At 64.1% G+C, this 18182-nt stretch carries 10 protein-coding genes; 8 read left to right on the forward strand and 2 right to left on the reverse strand.

Translation table 11 applies throughout. The features are described 5' to 3' along the window. Positions 1-10 precede the first annotated feature (10 nt). The 8 genes from K0F85_RS05520 to K0F85_RS05555 all read left to right on the forward strand — a co-directional run bounded on the left by K0F85_RS05520 (position 11) and on the right by K0F85_RS05555 (position 16780). Positions 11-1633, forward strand: a complete 1623-nt coding sequence (locus K0F85_RS05520; RefSeq protein ID WP_219114895.1) for an HD family phosphohydrolase — start codon at positions 11-13, stop codon at positions 1631-1633. Next, positions 1630-3885: a CHASE2 domain-containing protein gene (locus K0F85_RS05525; protein WP_257572543.1), complete on the forward strand. Its 2256-nt coding sequence runs from the start codon at positions 1630-1632 to the stop codon at positions 3883-3885. Before K0F85_RS05520 ends, K0F85_RS05525 begins: the two co-directional genes overlap by 4 nt. A 209-nt stretch (positions 3886-4094) precedes the next feature. Next, on the forward strand, positions 4095-5705 hold the full coding sequence (locus K0F85_RS05530) for a ShlB/FhaC/HecB family hemolysin secretion/activation protein (protein WP_219114896.1): 1611 nt from the start codon (positions 4095-4097) through the stop codon (positions 5703-5705). Positions 5706-5721: 16 nt separating this feature from the next. Further along, positions 5722-12363, forward strand: a complete 6642-nt coding sequence (locus tag K0F85_RS05535; RefSeq protein WP_219114897.1) for a YDG domain-containing protein — start codon at positions 5722-5724, stop codon at positions 12361-12363. Then, complete coding sequence (locus tag K0F85_RS05540) at positions 12332-13069, forward strand: FecR family protein (RefSeq protein ID WP_257572544.1); 738 nt, start codon at positions 12332-12334, stop codon at positions 13067-13069. Before K0F85_RS05535 ends, K0F85_RS05540 begins: the two co-directional genes overlap by 32 nt. 104 nt (positions 13070-13173) lie before the next feature. Further along, positions 13174-15609 (forward strand): heavy metal translocating P-type ATPase, encoded by a 2436-nt coding sequence (locus tag K0F85_RS05545; protein WP_219114898.1) that lies wholly within the window; start codon positions 13174-13176, stop codon positions 15607-15609. Position 15610: 1 nt separating this feature from the next. Then, entirely contained in the window at positions 15611-16030 is a 420-nt protein-coding gene (gene cueR, locus K0F85_RS05550) for a Cu(I)-responsive transcriptional regulator (protein ID WP_219114899.1), read from the forward strand. Between the two features lie 21 nt (positions 16031-16051). Next, positions 16052-16780: a glutathione S-transferase gene (locus K0F85_RS05555; RefSeq protein ID WP_219114900.1), complete on the forward strand. Its 729-nt coding sequence runs from the start codon at positions 16052-16054 to the stop codon at positions 16778-16780. A 49-nt stretch (positions 16781-16829) separates the two neighbouring features. Here the strand turns inward: K0F85_RS05555 and K0F85_RS05560 are convergent, their stop codons facing one another. Both K0F85_RS05560 and K0F85_RS05565 read right to left on the reverse strand, forming a co-directional pair. Continuing rightward, complete coding sequence (locus K0F85_RS05560) at positions 16830-17030, reverse strand: heavy-metal-associated domain-containing protein (RefSeq protein ID WP_219114901.1); 201 nt, start codon at positions 17028-17030, stop codon at positions 16830-16832. Positions 17031-17114: 84 nt separating this feature from the next. Next, positions 17115-18056 carry a bestrophin family protein gene (locus tag K0F85_RS05565; protein WP_219114902.1) on the reverse strand — a complete coding sequence of 314 codons (942 nt, stop codon included), beginning with the start codon at positions 18054-18056 and terminating at the stop codon, positions 17115-17117. Positions 18057-18182 lie beyond the last annotated feature (126 nt).

Raw genomic sequence — 18182 nt, forward strand, 5'->3', positions numbered from 1 at the left:
TGCCACCAACATGCCTCAGTTGCACCCTGAGAAAATCGCCCACAGACTGGAGCAATTGACCGAACTCAGTGTCGCGCTCGGCCATGGTCTGGGGGGCGAAGGGCACGATATCGGCGCCTTGTTGCAGCGCATCGTGCTGCTGGCAAAAAGCATGAGCGGCGCCGATGGCGCTACCCTGTACCGGCCCGTGGCCGAGGGCCGCCAACTGGCGTTCGACATCAGCGTCAATGACAGCCTGGGCATTGCGCAGGGGGCGGACATGGGCTTGCCTGGCGTAAGCCTGTTCGATGGCGCGGGCCAGCCGAACCTGGCGTCGGTGGCGGCGTATGCGGCGAACATGCGGCGCAGCGTGAATATCGCCGACGTCTACCGCGACGAGGGCTTCAATTTTTCCGGCATGCGCGAGTTTGACCGCCACCACGGCTACCATACGCAATCGATCCTGACAGTGCCCATGAGCGACCACGAGGGCGAGTTGATCGGCGTGCTGCAGCTGGTCAATGCCAAGGATGGCGAGACGGGCCAGGTACGCGCCTTTTCCTCCACCGACCAGCGTTTTATCGAGGCGCTGGCCGCGCAGGCGGGCGTGGCGCTGACGAATCAATTACTCATAGCGCAACTGGAAGAGCTGCTCGAATCGCTCGTTACCCTGATCAATATCGGCATCGATGAAAAGTCGCCCTACACGGGCCGGCATTGCCAGTTCGTGCCCGAGCTGACAATGCTGCTGGCCGACGCCGCGCATGCGACGGACAGTGGGCCGCTGGCCGATTTCCGGCTTAGCGACAACGAGCGCAAGCAGCTGTGGCTGGCCGGCCTGCTGCACGACTGCGGCAAGATCACCACGCCCGTGCATGTGGTCGACAAGGCCACCAAGCTGGAAACCATTTTTGATCGCATCGCCCTGATCGACACGCGCTATGAAGTGCTGCTGCGCGACGCCGAGATCGCGGCCCTGCGCCAGCAGGCGGCGCAGCCGCAGCAAAAGCAGGCCATTGCCCGCGCGCTGGAACTGGAGCAGGCCGCCCTGCGCGAGGAGCGCGACTTCATCCGCAAGGTGAATATCGGCGGCGAAAGCATGGCGCAGGCCGACCAGCAGCGCGTGCAGCAGATTGCCGGGCGCCGCTGGCGCGCCGCTGATGGCGAATTACGCGATTTTCTCGACGCCGACGAGACGGAAAACCTGACCATCCGCGCCGGCACCCTGACGGTAGCCGAGCGGGCCATCGTCAACAACCATATCAGTGTCTCGATCCGCATGCTCGAAGCGCTGCCGTGGCCCAAGCACCTGCAGAAGGTGCCCGAATATGCGGGCGGACACCACGAGCGCATGGATGGCAAGGGCTATCCGCGCGGGCTGACGAAAGAGCAGATGTCGGTGCCGGCGCGGCTGATGGCCATCGCCGACATTTTCGAGGCACTGACGGCGCGCGACCGCCCCTACAAGAAGGGCAAATCGCTGTCCGAATCCTTGCGCATCCTCGGCAATTTCAGCTTGAACGGGCATATCGACCCCGAGCTGTTCGATGTTTTCATCCGCAGCAAAGTCTATATGACCTTTGCTGAAAAGCATTTGCATCCGAGCCAGATCGATGCCGTCGACGAGGCGGCCATTCCGGGCTATACCCCGTGAAGCTGTCGCTGGCCTTGCGCAAGCATGGTGCGCGCTTTTTGCTGGGTGTACTCCTGAGCGTGGCAGCCGCCGTGCTGTGCCTGGCCGGCAGCGACACGATCGCGCGGTTTGATGCCATGCTGGGCGACTGGCGCATGCGCTTTGATGCGCCGCAGCTGGACCGTCGCATCGTCATCGTCGACATCGATGAGCAAAGCCTGGCCCGCGTGGGCCGCTTTCCCTGGAGCCGCGATGTCCAGGCGCGCCTGGTGCGCCAGCTCACCAGCCATTACGGCGTCGCCGCGCTGGGCTTCGATATCTCGTTTCCCGAAGCCGACACCAGTTCCGGCTACGCCGTGCTGCAAGGCCTGGCGCGCGGCGAACTGGCGGGCGTGGCCGGCTTGCCGGCACAGCTGGAAAAACTGCGCCCGGCCATGGACTACGACGGCCTGTTTGCCGACGCCATGCGCGGCCAGCCCGTGGTGCTGGGTTACAGCATCTCGGAGCGGCAAAAAAAGGGTGTGCTGCCCAAGCCCGCCTTCAGCGTCGCCGATTTGAACGGGCGCAGCGTTACGGCCTACGTGGCGCGCGGCTATGAAGCCAATATCGCGCCCCTGCAGGCGGCGGCGCAAGGCGCCGGCATCTTTACGGCGCTGACCGATGCCGATGGCGTCGTGCGTTCCGCGACCCTGCTTGCGCGCATCGGCGACGGCTATTATCCGTCGCTGTCGCTGGCCACCGTTGCCGTCTACCTGCAGGCGCGCGCCATCGCCCCCCGTTTCACGGGCACAGCCGATACCCTGTCGGCGCGCGAACTGGCCAACGGCGGCCTCGAACACCTCATGCTGTTCACGCCGCGCGGCGCGATGGCGATACCTGTCGGCGAAGCCTTGAGCACCACGGTGCAGTACCGCGGCACGGGCGGCCCCGATGGCGGCGCCTTCCGCTACGTGTCGGCGTCCGACGTGCTGGCCGGCACGGTGCCGCCGGCACTGCTGAAGGGCGTCATCGTGCTGGTGGGTACCACGGCTCCCGGATTGAACGATATCCGCGCCACGCCCGTGAGCGCCGAGTATCCGGGGGTGGAGGTACATGCCAACCTGATCAAGTCCATGCTCGACGGGCGCTTCAAGGCACGCCCCGACTATGCGCTGGCGTTCGAACTGCTGCAGATCGTGCTGTCCGGCCTGCTGCTGGCGGGCGCCCTGGCCGTGCTGCCGCCGGCCGGCGCGATGCTGACCACCCTGGTGGTGCTGGCGGCCAGTATCGCCATCAATCTGTACCTGTACACCGTGCACGACCTGGTGCTGGGTGGCGCCGTGCTGCTGCTGTTGATCGCAGCGCTGTTCATCGTCAACCTGGCATGGGGTTATTTTTTCGAGGTGCGCAAGGGACGCGCGCTGGTGGCCCGCTTCGGCGAATACGTGGCGCCGGAGCTGGTGGCCGAGATGGCCGATGATCCGCAGCGCTACACCATGGAGGGCGAAAACCGCGAACTGACGGTGCTGTTTGCCGACGTGCGCGGTTTCACGGCGATTTCCGAGCAACTGGCGCCGGCCGCGCTGCGCGAATACATCAACGAATACCTGACGGCCATGTCGGAAGATATCCGCGATAGCCATGGCGGCACCCTGGACAAATACATTGGCGACGCCGTCATGGCGTTCTGGGGCGCGCCCGTCGCCTTTGCCGACCACGCCAGGCGCGCCGTAGCCAGCGCCTTGCTGATGCAGCAAAGCGCGGCGCGGCTGAACCAGCAGTTTTGCGCGCGCGGCTGGCCGGCGCTGCGCATCGGCATTGGCATCAATACGGGCGCCATGCATGTGGGCGACATGGGCTCGCGCATTCGCCGCGCCTATACCGTGATGGGCGACAGCGTCAACCTGGCAGCGCGCCTGGAAGGGGCCAGCAAGCTATATGGCGTGGACATCGTGGTGGGCGAGGCCACGCGCGCCGCCGCGCCGGACTTTGTATACCGCGAACTCGATCTGATCAGGGTAGTGGGCAAGCAGGAAGCGGTGGCGGTCTTCGAGCCGCGCTGCCTGCTGGCCGGTGCCCCTGCCGCCGAACTGGAGCAGCTGGAGCGCTGGCACGCGGTGCTGGCCCGGCTGCGCGCGCGCGACTGGGCGGCGGCTGGCGCGCAGCTGGCCCGCTTGCAGGCGGACTTTTCCGACGATGGGCTGTACCGCCTGTACGCGGCACGCCTGGAACGCTATCGCAGCTTGCCGCCGCCCGACGACTGGGATGGCGTGACCGTATTGCAGAGTAAATGAGTCTGCCATGCTGCCGGAAAATGCATGCAAGCGCCCATTTTCAGTATGCCAGGCACTCTGTTTGCTGCGCCGCGATGTAAATCAGGGAGAAATGTTAGATATTTCTGACTGGAAAGTAAAAGCCGTCTAAAATTTGTCTTCTATCCATTGCCGGATACGCTGGCGCCTGCGGGCCGCGTGCTTGTCCGGTTACATAAGAAATCCTTCACATGACCTATCGTTTGGTGCACCTGCTTGCGGGTTCCGCGCTGCTGTTCGCTGTCGGCGCCGCCGGCGCCGCCGTTTCCATGGATGAAGCTGCTCCTGCCACACAGGAAGACGGCGTGCCGCGCTTCGAGATCCGCCGTTTCGACGTCCAGGGCAATAGCCTGCTCACGGATGCGCAGGTGCAAGCCTTGCTGGCGCCTTATACGGGAGCGCAGCGCGATTTTTCGGACATTGCCCGCGCCGTCGAGGCGCTGGAAGGGGCTTACCGGGCGCGCGGTTACGGCGCCGTGCAGGTGCAATTGCCCGAGCAGGAACTGGCGCATGGCGTGGTGCGCCTGAGCGTGCTGCAAACGCCACTGGGCAAGGTCGTCATCAGCGGCAATGCCTACTTTGACGATGCCAACGTGCGGCGCACACTGCCGTCGCTGCGCGAAGGCGAGACGCCGAACTTGCCGGCCCTGTCGCAAAGCCTGAAGCTGGCCAATGAGAACCCGGCGCGCAAGATCGAAGTACGCCTGCAAGCGGACGAACCGGGGGGCGCCATCGACGCCATCGTCACGGTGGCCGATGAACAGCCCTGGAAAGCCATGCTCAACGTGGACAATACGGGCAATGCGCAAACGGGCAAGACGCATGTGGGCGTGGTGTTGCAGCATGCCAACCTGTTCGGCAGCGACCACGTGGCCAGCCTGCAATACACGAGCAGCCTGGAAAAGCCGGACAAGGTGGGCGTGTATGGCGCCGGCTACCACTTGCCGCTGTATGCGCTGGGCGACTCGATGGATTTTTTCGCCAGCTATTCGAACGTCGATTCGGGCAGCGTCTCGGCCGGCATTTTTGCCCTGGCCGTGAGTGGACAGGGCAGCATGGCCGGCATCCGCTACAACCAGAACTTTGGCCGCCGCGGCGCTTTCGAACCCAAGCTCGTGTATGGCATCGACTACAAGGCTTACCGCAACAGCGTGCAATTGTTCGGCATGGAACTGGGCGCCGACGTCAGCGTGCATCCGCTCAGCGTCAGCTACCTCGGCAACTGGACTGTGCCCACCGGCGAGACCAGCGTGGCGCTCACCTTTGCGCATAACATAGCCGGTGGCAAGCACGGCGCGCAAGTCGATTTCGACCGCGTGCGCGCGCACGCCAAGGCGGCCTACAACGTGTTGCGTCTGAGCGCCAGCACGGGGCGCGTGCTGGCCGGGGACTGGCAATGGCGCGCGCTGCTCAATGCGCAAGCCACACCGGATGCGCTGGTGCCGGGCGAGCAATTCGGCGCCGGTGGCGCAGCGTCCGTGCGCGGCTTTGCCGAGCGCGAGGTGGCCAATGATAGCGGCGTCAACCTGAACCTGGAACTGTACACGCCGAACGGGTGCGGCCAGGCGCTCGGCTACCAATGTCGCGCGCTGGCTTTCTATGACACGGCCTGGCTGCGCCGCAACCACGGGCTGCCCGGCGAGAGCGCGTCGCAAGGCATCAGCAGCGGCGGCCTCGGCCTGCGTTTGCTGCTGAGCCGCTACGCCAATCTGCAACTCGATTACGCCCATGTCGTCAATGGCGGCGACACGGGACAGCGGGGCGCCAAGCGCCTGCATTTCCGCCTCGCCTTGGCCTACTAGTATCAGGATGAACACCATGCACAAACACGTCCAGCACACCGCCGTTTTCCTCCTGACGCCAGCCTTTTCGTCCCCCCTTGCGCCGCCCCTGCGCCGCACGGCGCTGGCACTGCTGCTGGCAGGCTGCTTCGGCGCGGCGCAGGCCAACCCCGCCTTGCCGCAGGTGGTCCATGGACAGGCGACGTTCAATCAGCAGGGCAACATCTTCTCGATCACGAACACGCCCAACACCATCATCAACTGGCAGAGTTTTTCCATCCATGCGGGCGAAATCACGCGCTTCATCCAGCAAAACGGCAGTAGCGCCGTGCTCAACCGCATCACGGGACAAGACCCCAGCAAGATACTCGGCGCGCTCGAATCAAACGGCAAGGTCTTCCTGATCAACCCGAACGGCATCGTCTTCGGCCAGGGCGCAAAAGTGGACGTGAACGGGCTGGTGGCTTCCAGCCTGGGCATGTCGAATGCAGATTTCCTGGCCGGCAAGCGCCAGTTTGCGGCAGGCAGCGTGGCTGGCGGCGTCGCCAATGCGGGCACCATTCATGCTGGCAAGGGTGGGCAAGTGCTCTTGATCGCGCCGAACGTGGAAAACACGGGCATCATCGCGGCGCCGAACGGTGAAGTGATCCTGGCGGCCGGGCGCAGCGTGCAGTTGGCCGACCCCGGCAATCCGCAGTTGCGCGTGCTGGTCTCGGCGCCAACGGACCAGGCCCTGAACCTGGGCCAGATCATCGCCCAGGGCGGCAGCATCGGCATGGCCGGCGCACTGGTCAGCCAGCGCGGCGTGCTCAACGCGAACAGCGCCGTCGTTGGCGAGCATGGCAAGATCGTCCTCAAGGCCAGCGGCAAGGCGCTGCTCGAGGCGGGCAGCGTCACCAGCGCCACGGGCGGCGCGGGCAAGGGCGGCGAGATTCAAGTGCTGGGCCAGCAGGTGGGTTTGCTGGGCAATGCGAAGATCGACGCCAGCGGCGCGACCGGTGGCGGCACGCTCTTGCTGGGCGGCGACTACCAGGGCAAGAACGCGGCCGTGCAGAACGCGCGCCAGGTGCTGGTTGGCAAGGACGCCAGCGTCAATGCCGATGCCATCGACAGCGGCAATGGCGGCAAGATCATCGTTTGGGGCGATGCATCGGCTCAGGTGTACGGCAGCCTCTCCGCGCGCGGCGGCGCGCAGGGCGGTGATGGCGGTTTCGTGGAAACGTCCGGGCATACCCTGGCCGTCGACGGTATCCGCGTCAATACCAGCGCGGTGCATGGCAAGCGCGGCAACTGGCTGCTCGATCCCTATGATATCGACGTGGTACAAGGGCCGAGTGGCAACCTGGCCAATGTCGATCAGTTCAGCGACATGCCGACGATGGGCAGCACCAGCATAGGCGCCGATACGATTTCCGGTGCCACCAGCGATGTCACCTTGCAGGCCCTGCATCGTATCAATTTCAGCAGTTCGGTGAATATGGTTACACCCGGCGTCAGCTTGACGGCGACGGCGGGAGAAACCATTAATGTGTACGCTGCCATCACCACCAAGGGCGGCAATGTGACCCTGTCGGCCAACGATGCCAGCAGCGGTAGCAACGTTGGCCCGGGATCTAACGTCAATCTGAACGCGCCCATTACCAGCAACGGCGGCAACATCTCGCTATCCGGTGCCGGCGTCGCGGGGGCCGCCGCCGTCAATGTCGGCAACGGCAATCTGACCCTGCGAGCAAATGAAACGCAGGGCGGCATCAACCTGTCGGGCGGCGCCAATCAGCTCACTGGCAGCGGCATCGCTGGCCAGACGGTGACCCTGCAGGCCGACAATATCACTCTTGCCGGCGGCATCGCTGTCGGTGGCACGGCGGGCGGCGCGAATGTGATCATCAAGCCGCTGAGCAGCGCGCGCAGCATCGACCTGGGTACCAAACCGGGCACGGCCCTGGGTTTGAGTGCGATAGAACTGGCCGGCATCTCGGCATCGAAACTGACCATCGGTGATGGCAGCAATACGGGGGGCATCCATATCTCGGATGCGCTCAACACGGCGGGCGACCTGCACATTAACTCCGGTTCCAGCGTCACGGCCACGGGCGCCGTGACGGTCGATGGCAGCTTTGTGCTGGACGGCGGCAACTGGGTGCAAAACGCGGCGCTCCTGCCAGGATTTAGCGCCAGAAGCTTTTCCATCGGCGGCGGCGCCAGTTTCCTGCGCGTGGCAGGCGGCGACGGCGTCACTTCGCCGTATCTGCTTGCCGATATCTATGGCTTGCAAGGCATCGCCAGCCTCGGCCTTGGCAACAGCTATCGCCTGGCCGGCAATATCGACGCCAGCGGCACTGTGAACTGGAACGATGGTCAGGGTTTTGTACCGATTGCCAGCAGCGGCAGCGGTTTTTCCGGCGTCTTCGATGGCGCCGGCTTTGCGCTCAGCAATCTGAAAATCGACCGCAGCCTGGCGCCCGGTTCGGCGGCAGGCCTGTTTGGCACGGTGCAGGGCGGCACCGTGCGCAAGCTGACCCTGAGCGGCGGCAGCGTCACGGGCACGACCAATGTGGGCGCGCTGGCGGGCAATGTCGTCAGCGGCACGATCGATGGCGTGAACAGCGCCATGGCCGTCAGCGGCCAGCGCAATGTCGGCGGCCTGGTGGGCAGCAACGGCGGCGCCATCACGCTGTCCGCCAGCAGCGGCACCGTGACCGGCGTGAATGCGGATGGCGGCGGCGCCATTGGCGGCCTGGCGGGATCGAATGCATCCGGCGCCAGCATCACGACTTCGTACGCCACCGGCGTGGTGACGGGCGCGCGCGAAATGATCGGCGGCCTGGTCGGCCATAACCAGGGTACGCTGAGCCAGTCTTATGCCACCGGCAAAGTCAGTGGCGCGCGCAGCATCGGCGGCCTGGTCGGCCTGAACGGCGGCAGCATCGATAATGCCTATGCCACCGGCGCCGTGGGCCGTGCCGGCACTGCCGACGCTATCCTGGCCAGGGAAAACATGGGCGGACTGGTCGGTGAAAGCACGGGTAGCGTCAGCCATGTCTTCAGCAGCGGCGCCGTGACTGGCGACGGCTATACGGAGGTTGGGGCGGTGGCCGGCCGCGTGTCCGTCGGCGCCCCTTTCAGCTATGGTTTTTTCAATTTTGAAACATCGCTGGTGCAAATCGATGGCGGTGGCTCCAGCCGCCGCAGCACGGCGCAAATGCAGCAGCAGGGCATTTTCAACGACTACGATTTCAGCAGCGTGTGGCGCATCTACGAAGGCTACACGACGCCGATGCTGAAGGCTTTTCTGAAGCCGTTGCAAGTGAACCTCTCGGGCAATGCCACGGGCAAGGTCTACGATGGCCAGTTGGCCGCCTTCCTCGGTTCGATCGGCTATGTAGGATTGCTCGACGGCGATGCCGGCGTGAATGGCAGCCTCGGCTACGGCAGCAACGCCCGCAATGTGGGCAACTATGAGGCGACGGGTTTGTGGTCGACCAAGTACGACATCACGATGGGTGGCACGACCACCTTCGCCATCACGCCGCGCGCGCTGACGGTGAGCATGGGCGGCAATGGCAAGATTTATGATGGCACGCTGGGCTACGCTGGCGCCAGTTTCGTGCTGGGCAATGTGGTGACGGGCGACAATATCAGCATCAGCGGCAGCGCCGCCTTCCTCGACAAGAATGTGGGCGACAGCAAGGCCGTGCACGCCAGCGGTTTGGCCCTGGGCGGCAATGAACTGGGCAACTACAGCCTGGCCGCCACGACTGCCGACGGCACGGCGGCCATCACGGCGCGCGTTTTGAACTATGGCGTCACGGGTGCGCAAAGTCGCGTCTACGATGGCAGCTTGCAGGCGGCCCTGAATGGTTATTTCGAAGGATTGGTGGCGGGCGACCAGGTCGGCATGGCCGGCTTGCTGGGCAGCTTCCGCGACAAGAATTTTGGCACAGGCAAAGTGGTCGATTATCAGGTGGCGACGGGCCAGCTAACGGGCCAGGATGCCAGCAATTATGTGCTCAATGGAAATTCGGGTACGACCACGGCCGACATCACGGCGCGCACCCTGAACGTGAATTTTACGGGCGTCAACAAGACGTATGACGGCACGACGGGCGCGCAAGTGATTTTTGGCGATGACCGCGTCCAGGGCGACGTCTTGAGCGTCAGCGGCAGTACCGCCTTTGGCGACAAGAGCGTGGGCGTGGGCAAGGTCGTCACGGTGACGAACGTGGGCGTGAGCGGCAGCGACGCCGGCAACTATGTGCTGGGCGCCAGCGCCGGCAATACGACGGCCGACATCGCGGCGCGCGTTTTGAACTATGGCGTCACGGGTGCGCAAAGCCGCGTCTATGACGGCAGCTTGCAGGCGGCCCTGAACGGCGACTTCGAAGGCTTGGTGGCGGGCGACCAGGTCGGCATGGCCGGCTTGCTGGGCAGCTTCCGCGACAAGAATGTCGGCAGCGGCAAAGTGGTCGATTATCAGGTGGCGACGGGCCAGCTGACGGGTCAGGATGCCAGCAACTATGTGCTCAATGGAAATTCGGGTACGACCACGGCCGACATCACGGCGCGCACTTTGCTCGTGAATTTTACGGGCGTCAACAAGACGTATGACGGCACGACGGGCGCGCAAGTGATTTTTGGCGATGACCGCGTCCAGGGCGACGTCTTGGCAGTGGCGGGCAGCGCCGCCTTCGGCGACAAGAACGTGGGGGTTGGGAAAACCGTCACGGTGACGAACGTGGGCGTGAGCGGTGGTGATGCGGGCAACTATGTACTCAATGGACATACGGGCAGCATTACGGCGGATATCGGGGCGCGCGCGCTGAACCTGTCCGGCGTGGCGGGCAACAAGGTCTACGATGGCACGACGGGCGCGCAGCTGAGTTTTGGCGATGACCGTGTCGCCGGCGACAGCTTGACGGCCTCGGCAGTGGCCAACTTTTCGGACAAGAACGTGGGCGCGGCCAAGGCGGTGCAGCTGAGCAGCGTAGCGCTGACGGGCGCCGATGCGGGCAATTACTTTATCGTCTTGCCGACGGGCTTGCTGGCCAGTATCACGCCCGCCAGCCTGACCCTGGCAGGGGTGAACGCCGCCGGCAAGGTGTATGACGGCACGACGAATGCGGCCGTCAGCGCGTCGGCGCGCGGCGTGCTGGGCCAGGATGTCGTCAGCGTGGTGGGCGGCAGCGGCAGTTTTGCCGACAAGAACGCAGCGACGGGCAAACTGGTGACTGCGAGCGGCTTCCGCCTGGCGGGCGCCGATGCTGGCAACTACACCTTGGAAACGACGGGCGGCACGGCGCAGGCCACGATTACGCAAAAACAATTGTCCATCTGGATCGGCAGCGGCAGCGGCTTGTGGAGCGATGCAGCCAACTGGGACGGCGGCGTGGTGCCGGAAGGCGCGAACGTGCTGGCCGTGGACTTTTCGCGCAGCAACGGCCTCGTCACCTATAGCGCGGCGGCCGGCAACACCCTCCTGAAAAACCTGACTTCCGCGACCGGCTTGCTGTTGACGGGAGGCAACCTGACTCTCGGTGAAAGCGTGCTGGACCGTTCCGTGCTGGGCGGCCCGACCGGCCTGGAAATTCGCGGCGGCAGCTTGCTACTGAACGGCAGCCTGTCGGCGGACCGTTACGCGCAAGGCGGCGGTGTGCTGAGCGGCAACGGTAACTTGCTCGTCGCCAATAGCTTCAACCAGGCGGCAGGCGCCATCCGGCTGGATGGCCAGCTGGCCATCACGCAAGCACAGGGCGACTTGCGCTTCGCCAGCCTGGCAGCGAAGGAGGTGACGCTGAACGCCTTGAACGGCGCCATCGGCCAGGACGGTGCGCTGCTCGCCAGCAGCCTGGCAGCGCAGGCGCAAAATGGCATCGTGCTGGGCCATGCGGGCAATCAGGTGGGCAGTTTTACTGCCAGCAATCGTGCAGGCGGCGGCATTGCGCTGAACAATACCTCGGCGCCGGGTAACTTGACCCTGGGAACGCTGGTCACGGGCGCGGGCGATATCGCCATCGACAATACGGGTGGCGTCAATGCTGGCAATATCAATGCGAATGGCGGCAACGTGACGGTGACGGCGCATAGCCCCGTCACCGTCAACGGCAAGATCGCGGGCAAGGACCTTGCGTTCAATGCCAGCACGGACGTGCTGCTGGGCGAGGGTGCGCAACTGGCAGCGGCGCGCGACATCAGCCTGGTGGCTGGCGGCGACATCAGTGTGGGCGGCAATGCCAGTATTGTCGGCGGCGGCAATTTTTCCGCCAGTGCGGGCGCCAGCGTGCGCTTTGCCGACACGGCCAGCGTTACCGTGCCGGCACTGGCCAGCATGAGCGTGCTGGCGAAAATGGGCAGCATCACCGGTACGCCTGGCGTGCGCGTCAACCGCCAGCGCGCCAATGTCAGCTTGCTGGCACCGAACGGCGCGGTGGCCATGCCGGACGCCATTTTCCTGCCCGCCACGACCATCGACAAGCCCGTGATCGACGCCGCCACGAGCTTGGCCATCGACGATGCCTTGCGCGTCATCAAACAAGCCGACCGTGCCAACGCTCCGCTCGCTTACACGTCGTCCGCCAAAAATGATGACCAGAGGAAAGACAGCAAGGATGTTGCCGATGCCAAAGATAAACCCACAGGATACAAAATCAATGATGCCGCTAAAAAAACCTACTGCAATTAAGGCCTTGTTGTGGCTGGCCCTGATGTGCCTGTGCGCGCACGCCTGGGCCGGACAGGTGGCCGGTACAGTCATGCAATTGAGTGGTCCGCTGATGGCCAAGAAGGCCGATGGCAAGGTGAAAATCCTGGCCATCAAATCCGAGGTCGAGCAGGGTGACACCTTGCTGACGGAAAAGGAAACCTATGCCTTGATCAAGCTGATCGACAATAGCGAAATCACCTTGAAACCGAATAGCAGTTTCGTGATCGAGCAATTTAGCTACACTGCCGAGCAGCCTGAGGGCGATCACGCCATTTTCAGCTTGCTCAAAGGGGGCTTGCGTTCCGTCACGGGCCTGCTGGGCAAGCGCAACAAGGAGCGCTTCGAGATGAAGACGCCGGCCGCCACCATCGGCATTCGCGGCACGACGTTTGTTGCCAACTATGTTGCTCCCTCGGCAGCGCCGTCAGCAGGGCAAGGGCTGGCTCCAGGCCTGTATGTGCAGGTGCTTGATGGCATGATTCATGTGACGAATCCTTCCGGGGCACAAAATTTTGCCGCCGGTCAGTTCGGCTTTACACCCAGCATCATGCAGCCGCCCTTGATCGTGCCCGTCAATCCCGGCATGCAGTTTACGCCGCCGCCGGCCTTTTCGGCGCCGTCGTCGGCCTCTGGCGCCGCCGCAGGGGGCAGCAAGGCAGCAGCCGTCGACTGTATCGTGCGCTAGGTGCTTCCAGAAATACCTGCGCACGCGACAAATAGCGCTTGACCTTCCCATCATGGGATAGCAGATCCTGACTTGATTAGATAATCCTTCGTACAGGATCTGCCATGAATCAAACCGCACTCGCTCCCCTTATTCCCCCTTCCGCTGCCGCACATGCGCAGGCGCTGGCCATCGAAGGCATGAGCTGCGCCTCATGCGTGGGCCGCGTGGAAAAAGCCCTGGCCGCCGTGCCCGGCGTGACCGAGGCCAGCGTCAACCTGGCTACCGAGATGGCCAGGGTTACGTCAAGCACGCCTGTCCCGCTGGCCACCTTGCAGGCGGCCGTGGAAAAAGCCGGCTACGCGGTGGCGCAGCGCGAGATCGACCTGACTATCGCCGGCATGACGTGCGCCTCGTGCGTGGGCCGGGTGGAAAAAGCCTTGCTGAAGGTGCCGGGCGTGCTCGCCGCCAGCGTCAACCTGGCCACGGAGAGCGCGCGCATCAAGGTGACGGGCGAGGCCGATGCGGCTACCCTGGTGGCCGCCATCGACCAGGCCGGCTATGCCGCCAAGGTGCCCGACGCCAGCCAGGCCGGCGCGCCCGCTGCCGCACCCAAGCGCGATGGCATGAAAGTGGTGTTTGCGGCCGTGCTGGCTTTCCCCTTGATGCTGCCCATGTTGCTCGAGTGGGCCGGCATCCATCTGATGCTGCCAGGCTGGCTGCAATTTGCCCTGGCCACGCCGGTGCAATTCTACTTTGGCGCGCGCTTCTACAAGGCGGGCTGGAAGGCGGTCCGCGCCGGCAGCGGCAATATGGATTTGCTGGTGGCGCTGGGCACGAGCGCCGCATACGGCCTGTCCGTGTACCAGTGGCTGACGCAATTGTCCACCCCTGGCGCGATGCTGCCGCACCTGTATTTCGAAGCCTCGGCCGTCGTCATCACCCTGGTGTTGCTGGGCAAATGGCTGGAAACCAGGGCCAAGCGCCAGACGGCCTCGGCCATCCGTGCGCTGCAGGTGTTGCGTCCCGAGTCGGCCCGCGTGCGCCGCGATGGCGTGGAGCTTGACTTGCCTGTGGAGCAGGTCAAAGTGGGCGACCTGGTGGTGATACGTCCCGGCGAGCGGGTGGCTGTCGATGGCGTGGTGGTGGAGGGCGCCAGCCAGGTCAACGAATCCCTGATCACGGGTGAAAGCTTGCCGGTCGACAAGCATGAGGGCGACAAGGTCACGGGCGGCGCCATCAACGCGGACGGCTTGTTGCTGGTGCGCACACAGGCCGTCGGCGGTGAGACGACTTTGTCGCGCATCATCCGCCTGGTGGAGGATGCGCAGGCGGCCAAGGCGCCGATCCAGCACCTGGTTGACAAGGTCAGCGCCATTTTTGTTCCCGTGGTTTTGGGGTTGGCACTGCTGACTTTGCTGGGCTGGTGGTTCGCCACCGGCGATCTGCAAAACGCCATCATGAACGCCGTGGCCGTGCTGGTGATCGCCTGCCCTTGCGCGCTGGGCCTGGCCACGCCGACGGCCATCATGGCCGGCACGGGCGTGGCTGCCCATTACGGCATCCTGATCAAGGATGCGGAAGCGCTGGAAGTGGCGCACGCCGTCACCACCGTGGTCTTCGACAAGACGGGGACGCTCACTGTGGGCAAACCAGCCCTGGCTGACCTGCACGCGCACGGCATCGAGGAGGCACGGCTGCTGCAACTGGCGGCCAGCATCCAGCGCGGCAGCGAACACAGCCTGGCCAAGGCCGTGCTGGACGCAGCGGCCGCGCGCCACATCGATCCCTTGCCAGCCACGGCGTTGAGCGCCTTGCCAGGGCGCGGCCTGGCGGCGCAAGTCGACGGCCTGGACTTGAAGCTGGGCAGCACGCGCCTGATGCAGGAATTGCACGTGGACATGACGCCTTTGTCTGAACAGGCTACGTCTTTGGAGAAAACGGGCAACACGATCTCGTGGCTGGCTTCGGGAACACAATTGCTGGGCCTGTTTGCCTTCAGCGACCAGGTCAAGCCGAATGCGCAGGCGGCCATTGCCCATCTGCACAGCCTGGGCATCCGTACGGTGATGTTGACCGGGGACAACCAGGGCAGCGCCGACGCCGTCGGCAAGCTGCTGGGCATCGATACGGTAGAGGCGAAAATGCTGCCGGCCGATAAAACCGCTAAAATCACCGCATTGAAAGATGCGGGGGCCAAGGTGGCCATGGTGGGCGACGGCATCAACGATGCGCCCGCGCTGGCTGCGGCCGATGTGGGCATCGCCATGTCGACGGGCACGGATGTGGCCATGCATGCGGCCGGCGTTACCCTGATGCGCGGCGATCCGGCACTGGTGGCGGACGCCATCGATATCTCGCGCCGCACCTACAGCAAGATACGGCAGAATCTGTTCTGGGCATTCATCTACAATATGATCGGCATTCCGCTGGCCGCCTTTGGCTTGCTCAACCCCATGGTGGCGGGCGCGGCGATGGCCTTCAGTTCCGTCAGCGTGATCAGCAATGCCCTGTTGCTGCGCCGCTGGAAGGCGCGCAGCGCGCATACCAAGGAGTCCTAGGATGAATATCGGCCAGGCGGCAAGCGAAACGGGCGTATCGGCAAAAATGATACGCTATTACGAAAGTATTACTTTATTAAAAACCAGCGCGCGCAGCGACGCGGGCTACCGCATCTACACGCCGAATGATTTGCACGCCTTGCGTTTTATCAAGCGCGGGCGGGGGCTGGGTTTTTCGCTGGAACAGATACGCGAGCTGCTGTCGCTGTGGCAAAACGACCAGCGCGCCAGCGCTGACGTGAAAGGCATCGCCCTGGCCCACGTCGCCGAGCTAGATAAGCGCATCGCCGAACTGACGGAAATGCGCGATACCCTGGCCACCCTGGCGCAATCGTGCCACGGTGACGACCAGCCCGATTGCGCCATCCTGCAAAGCCTGGGCCAGGCCGGTGACACGGAAGCGAAAGCGTGTTGCCATTGAGTCAATGCAACGGGAGGGCGCATGTCATACGAACTGTACTATTGGCCCACGCTACAGGGACGCGGTGAATTCATCCGGCTGGCGCTGGAAGAGGCGGGCGCCGACTACCGCGATATCGCCCGTTTGCCTGAACGCAAGGGGCAAGGCATGCCGGCCATGCTGGCCTGCCTCGATGGCGACAGGGCGCCACAGGCTGCCTACGCGCCGCCCGTGCTGCGCGACGGCGAGATGCTGATCGGCCAGACGACGAATATCCTGCTGTACCTGGGCCGGCGCCTTGGCCTGGCACCGCGTGCAGAAAGCGGCCGCCTGTGGTTGAACCAGCTGCAACTGACGATGGCTGACTGGCTGACGGAGGTGCACGACACGCATCATCCGCTTTCGATGAATCAATACTATGAAGAGCAACAGCAGGCGGCCATGCTGCGCAGCGCAGATTTCCGCCGCACGCGCTTGCCCAAGTTCCTTGCATATTTCACCCAAGTGTTGTTGAGCAATGGCAGACGTGGCCAGTACCTGGTGGGTGCCAAACTCACGTATGGCGACCTGTCGCTGTTCCAGATGCTGGCCGGCTTGCGGCATGCGTTTCCGCAAGCCATGGCGCGCCTGGCGCCCGAATATCCAGCCTTGCTGGAATTGCACGACGCCGTGGCGGCGAGGCCGAACATTGCCCGCTACCTGCAGTCGAAGCGCAGAATTGCGTTCAATGAGGAAGGCATCTTCCGCCATTACCCCGAACTGGACGGATAAACAAAAACAGCCGGCGCGAAGGCCGGCTGTCCTGTGGATACCACTGCTGTTACTCTGCGCTGGTGACGGGGTAGCCCGCTTCCACGATGGCGGCGCTGATGGCGCCCAGTTCGGCGGGCGATTCCACCGTGACGCGTTTGCTGGCCAGGTCGACCTGCACCTGGGCTTGCGGATCGATGCCTTGCACCGCTTTCGTGACCGAGCCGACGCAATGGCCGCAGCTCATGTTTTCAACTTGTAACTGATACATGGCAAGCACTCCTTGAATGATTAAGTGTGTCCACTGTAAGCCTTCCCCCGGTGGTAAGGTCAAGGGGGAAAGCTGCCGTGCGCATCAATTCAGCAGAAAGTCGACGGCTTGCATGGGGGGCGGCACGTTCTCGTCCTGCACTGATGCGCGCAAGCCGATTTCGATGGCGCGGCACATGGCCGACAGGGGCAGATCGTTGGCATCTTCGCCGAACGGTTCCTCGATCTCGTCGCCCAGCGCATCGAGGCCAAAGAAGGTGTAGGCGACGATGGCGACGACGAAGGGCGTCATGAAGCCGAGCGAATCGACCAGGCCGAACGGCAGCAGGAAACAGTACAGATAGGCCGTGCGGTGCAAGAGCAGCGAATACGAGAACGGAATCGGCGTGCTGCGGATGCGTTCGCACGAGGCGCCCGCGCCCACCATGGCCGAGATCGTGTTATCGATCTGCGTGGCGAGGATGCTGTCGATGCGCCCTTGCCTGACGCTGTCGGCCAGGTCGTGGCCCATCTGCAGCATCAGGTAGTCGGACGGGTTGGCCGCCTGGCATGCCGCTTCCCATTCGGCCGGGCGCAGCAGTGGCTGCAAGTCGGCCGGGCCGCGCGTGTCACGCAGCTGGTGGCGCAGCGCATGGCAAAAGGCGATGGTGCGGTAAATCATGCGCACGCGCACATCGTCCAGGCCCAGGCTGGCGTGGGTCGGCGTGTCGCTGCGTATCATGGTCTGGCACTGGCGCGAGAAATTGCGGCTGCGCAAGACCAGTTCGCCCCACAGCTTGCGCGCTTCCCAGTAGCGGTCGTAGGCGGCCGTGTTGCGAAAGCCCAGAAAGATGGCCAGAGGCAAGCCGATCAGGGTAAACGGGATGGTGGTGAGGATGACCTTGTGGTCGAACAAGGTGCCGTGGCACCAGGTGACGAGGGTGGCGATCAGGGTATTGACGATGAGCGTGGTGCGGATGCGCGGCAGGACGGAGCCACGCACCACCAGGAATAGCCGCAGCGCCGATGGACGCTCGCGCACGATCATGACGGGCTCCCTGTCGGGTGCTGGGCAAGCGGGGAAACACGGGCCCGGTGATTGCTTGGAAGTACAGGAAAACAGAGTGGCAGGAACGGGGAACAAAAAGCCCGCAGTGTGAGCGGGCTGAGCTGG

It is taken from the genome of Janthinobacterium sp. UMAB-56, from assembly GCF_900095265.1.
Taxonomy (GTDB): Bacteria; Pseudomonadota; Gammaproteobacteria; order Burkholderiales; family Burkholderiaceae_D; genus Janthinobacterium.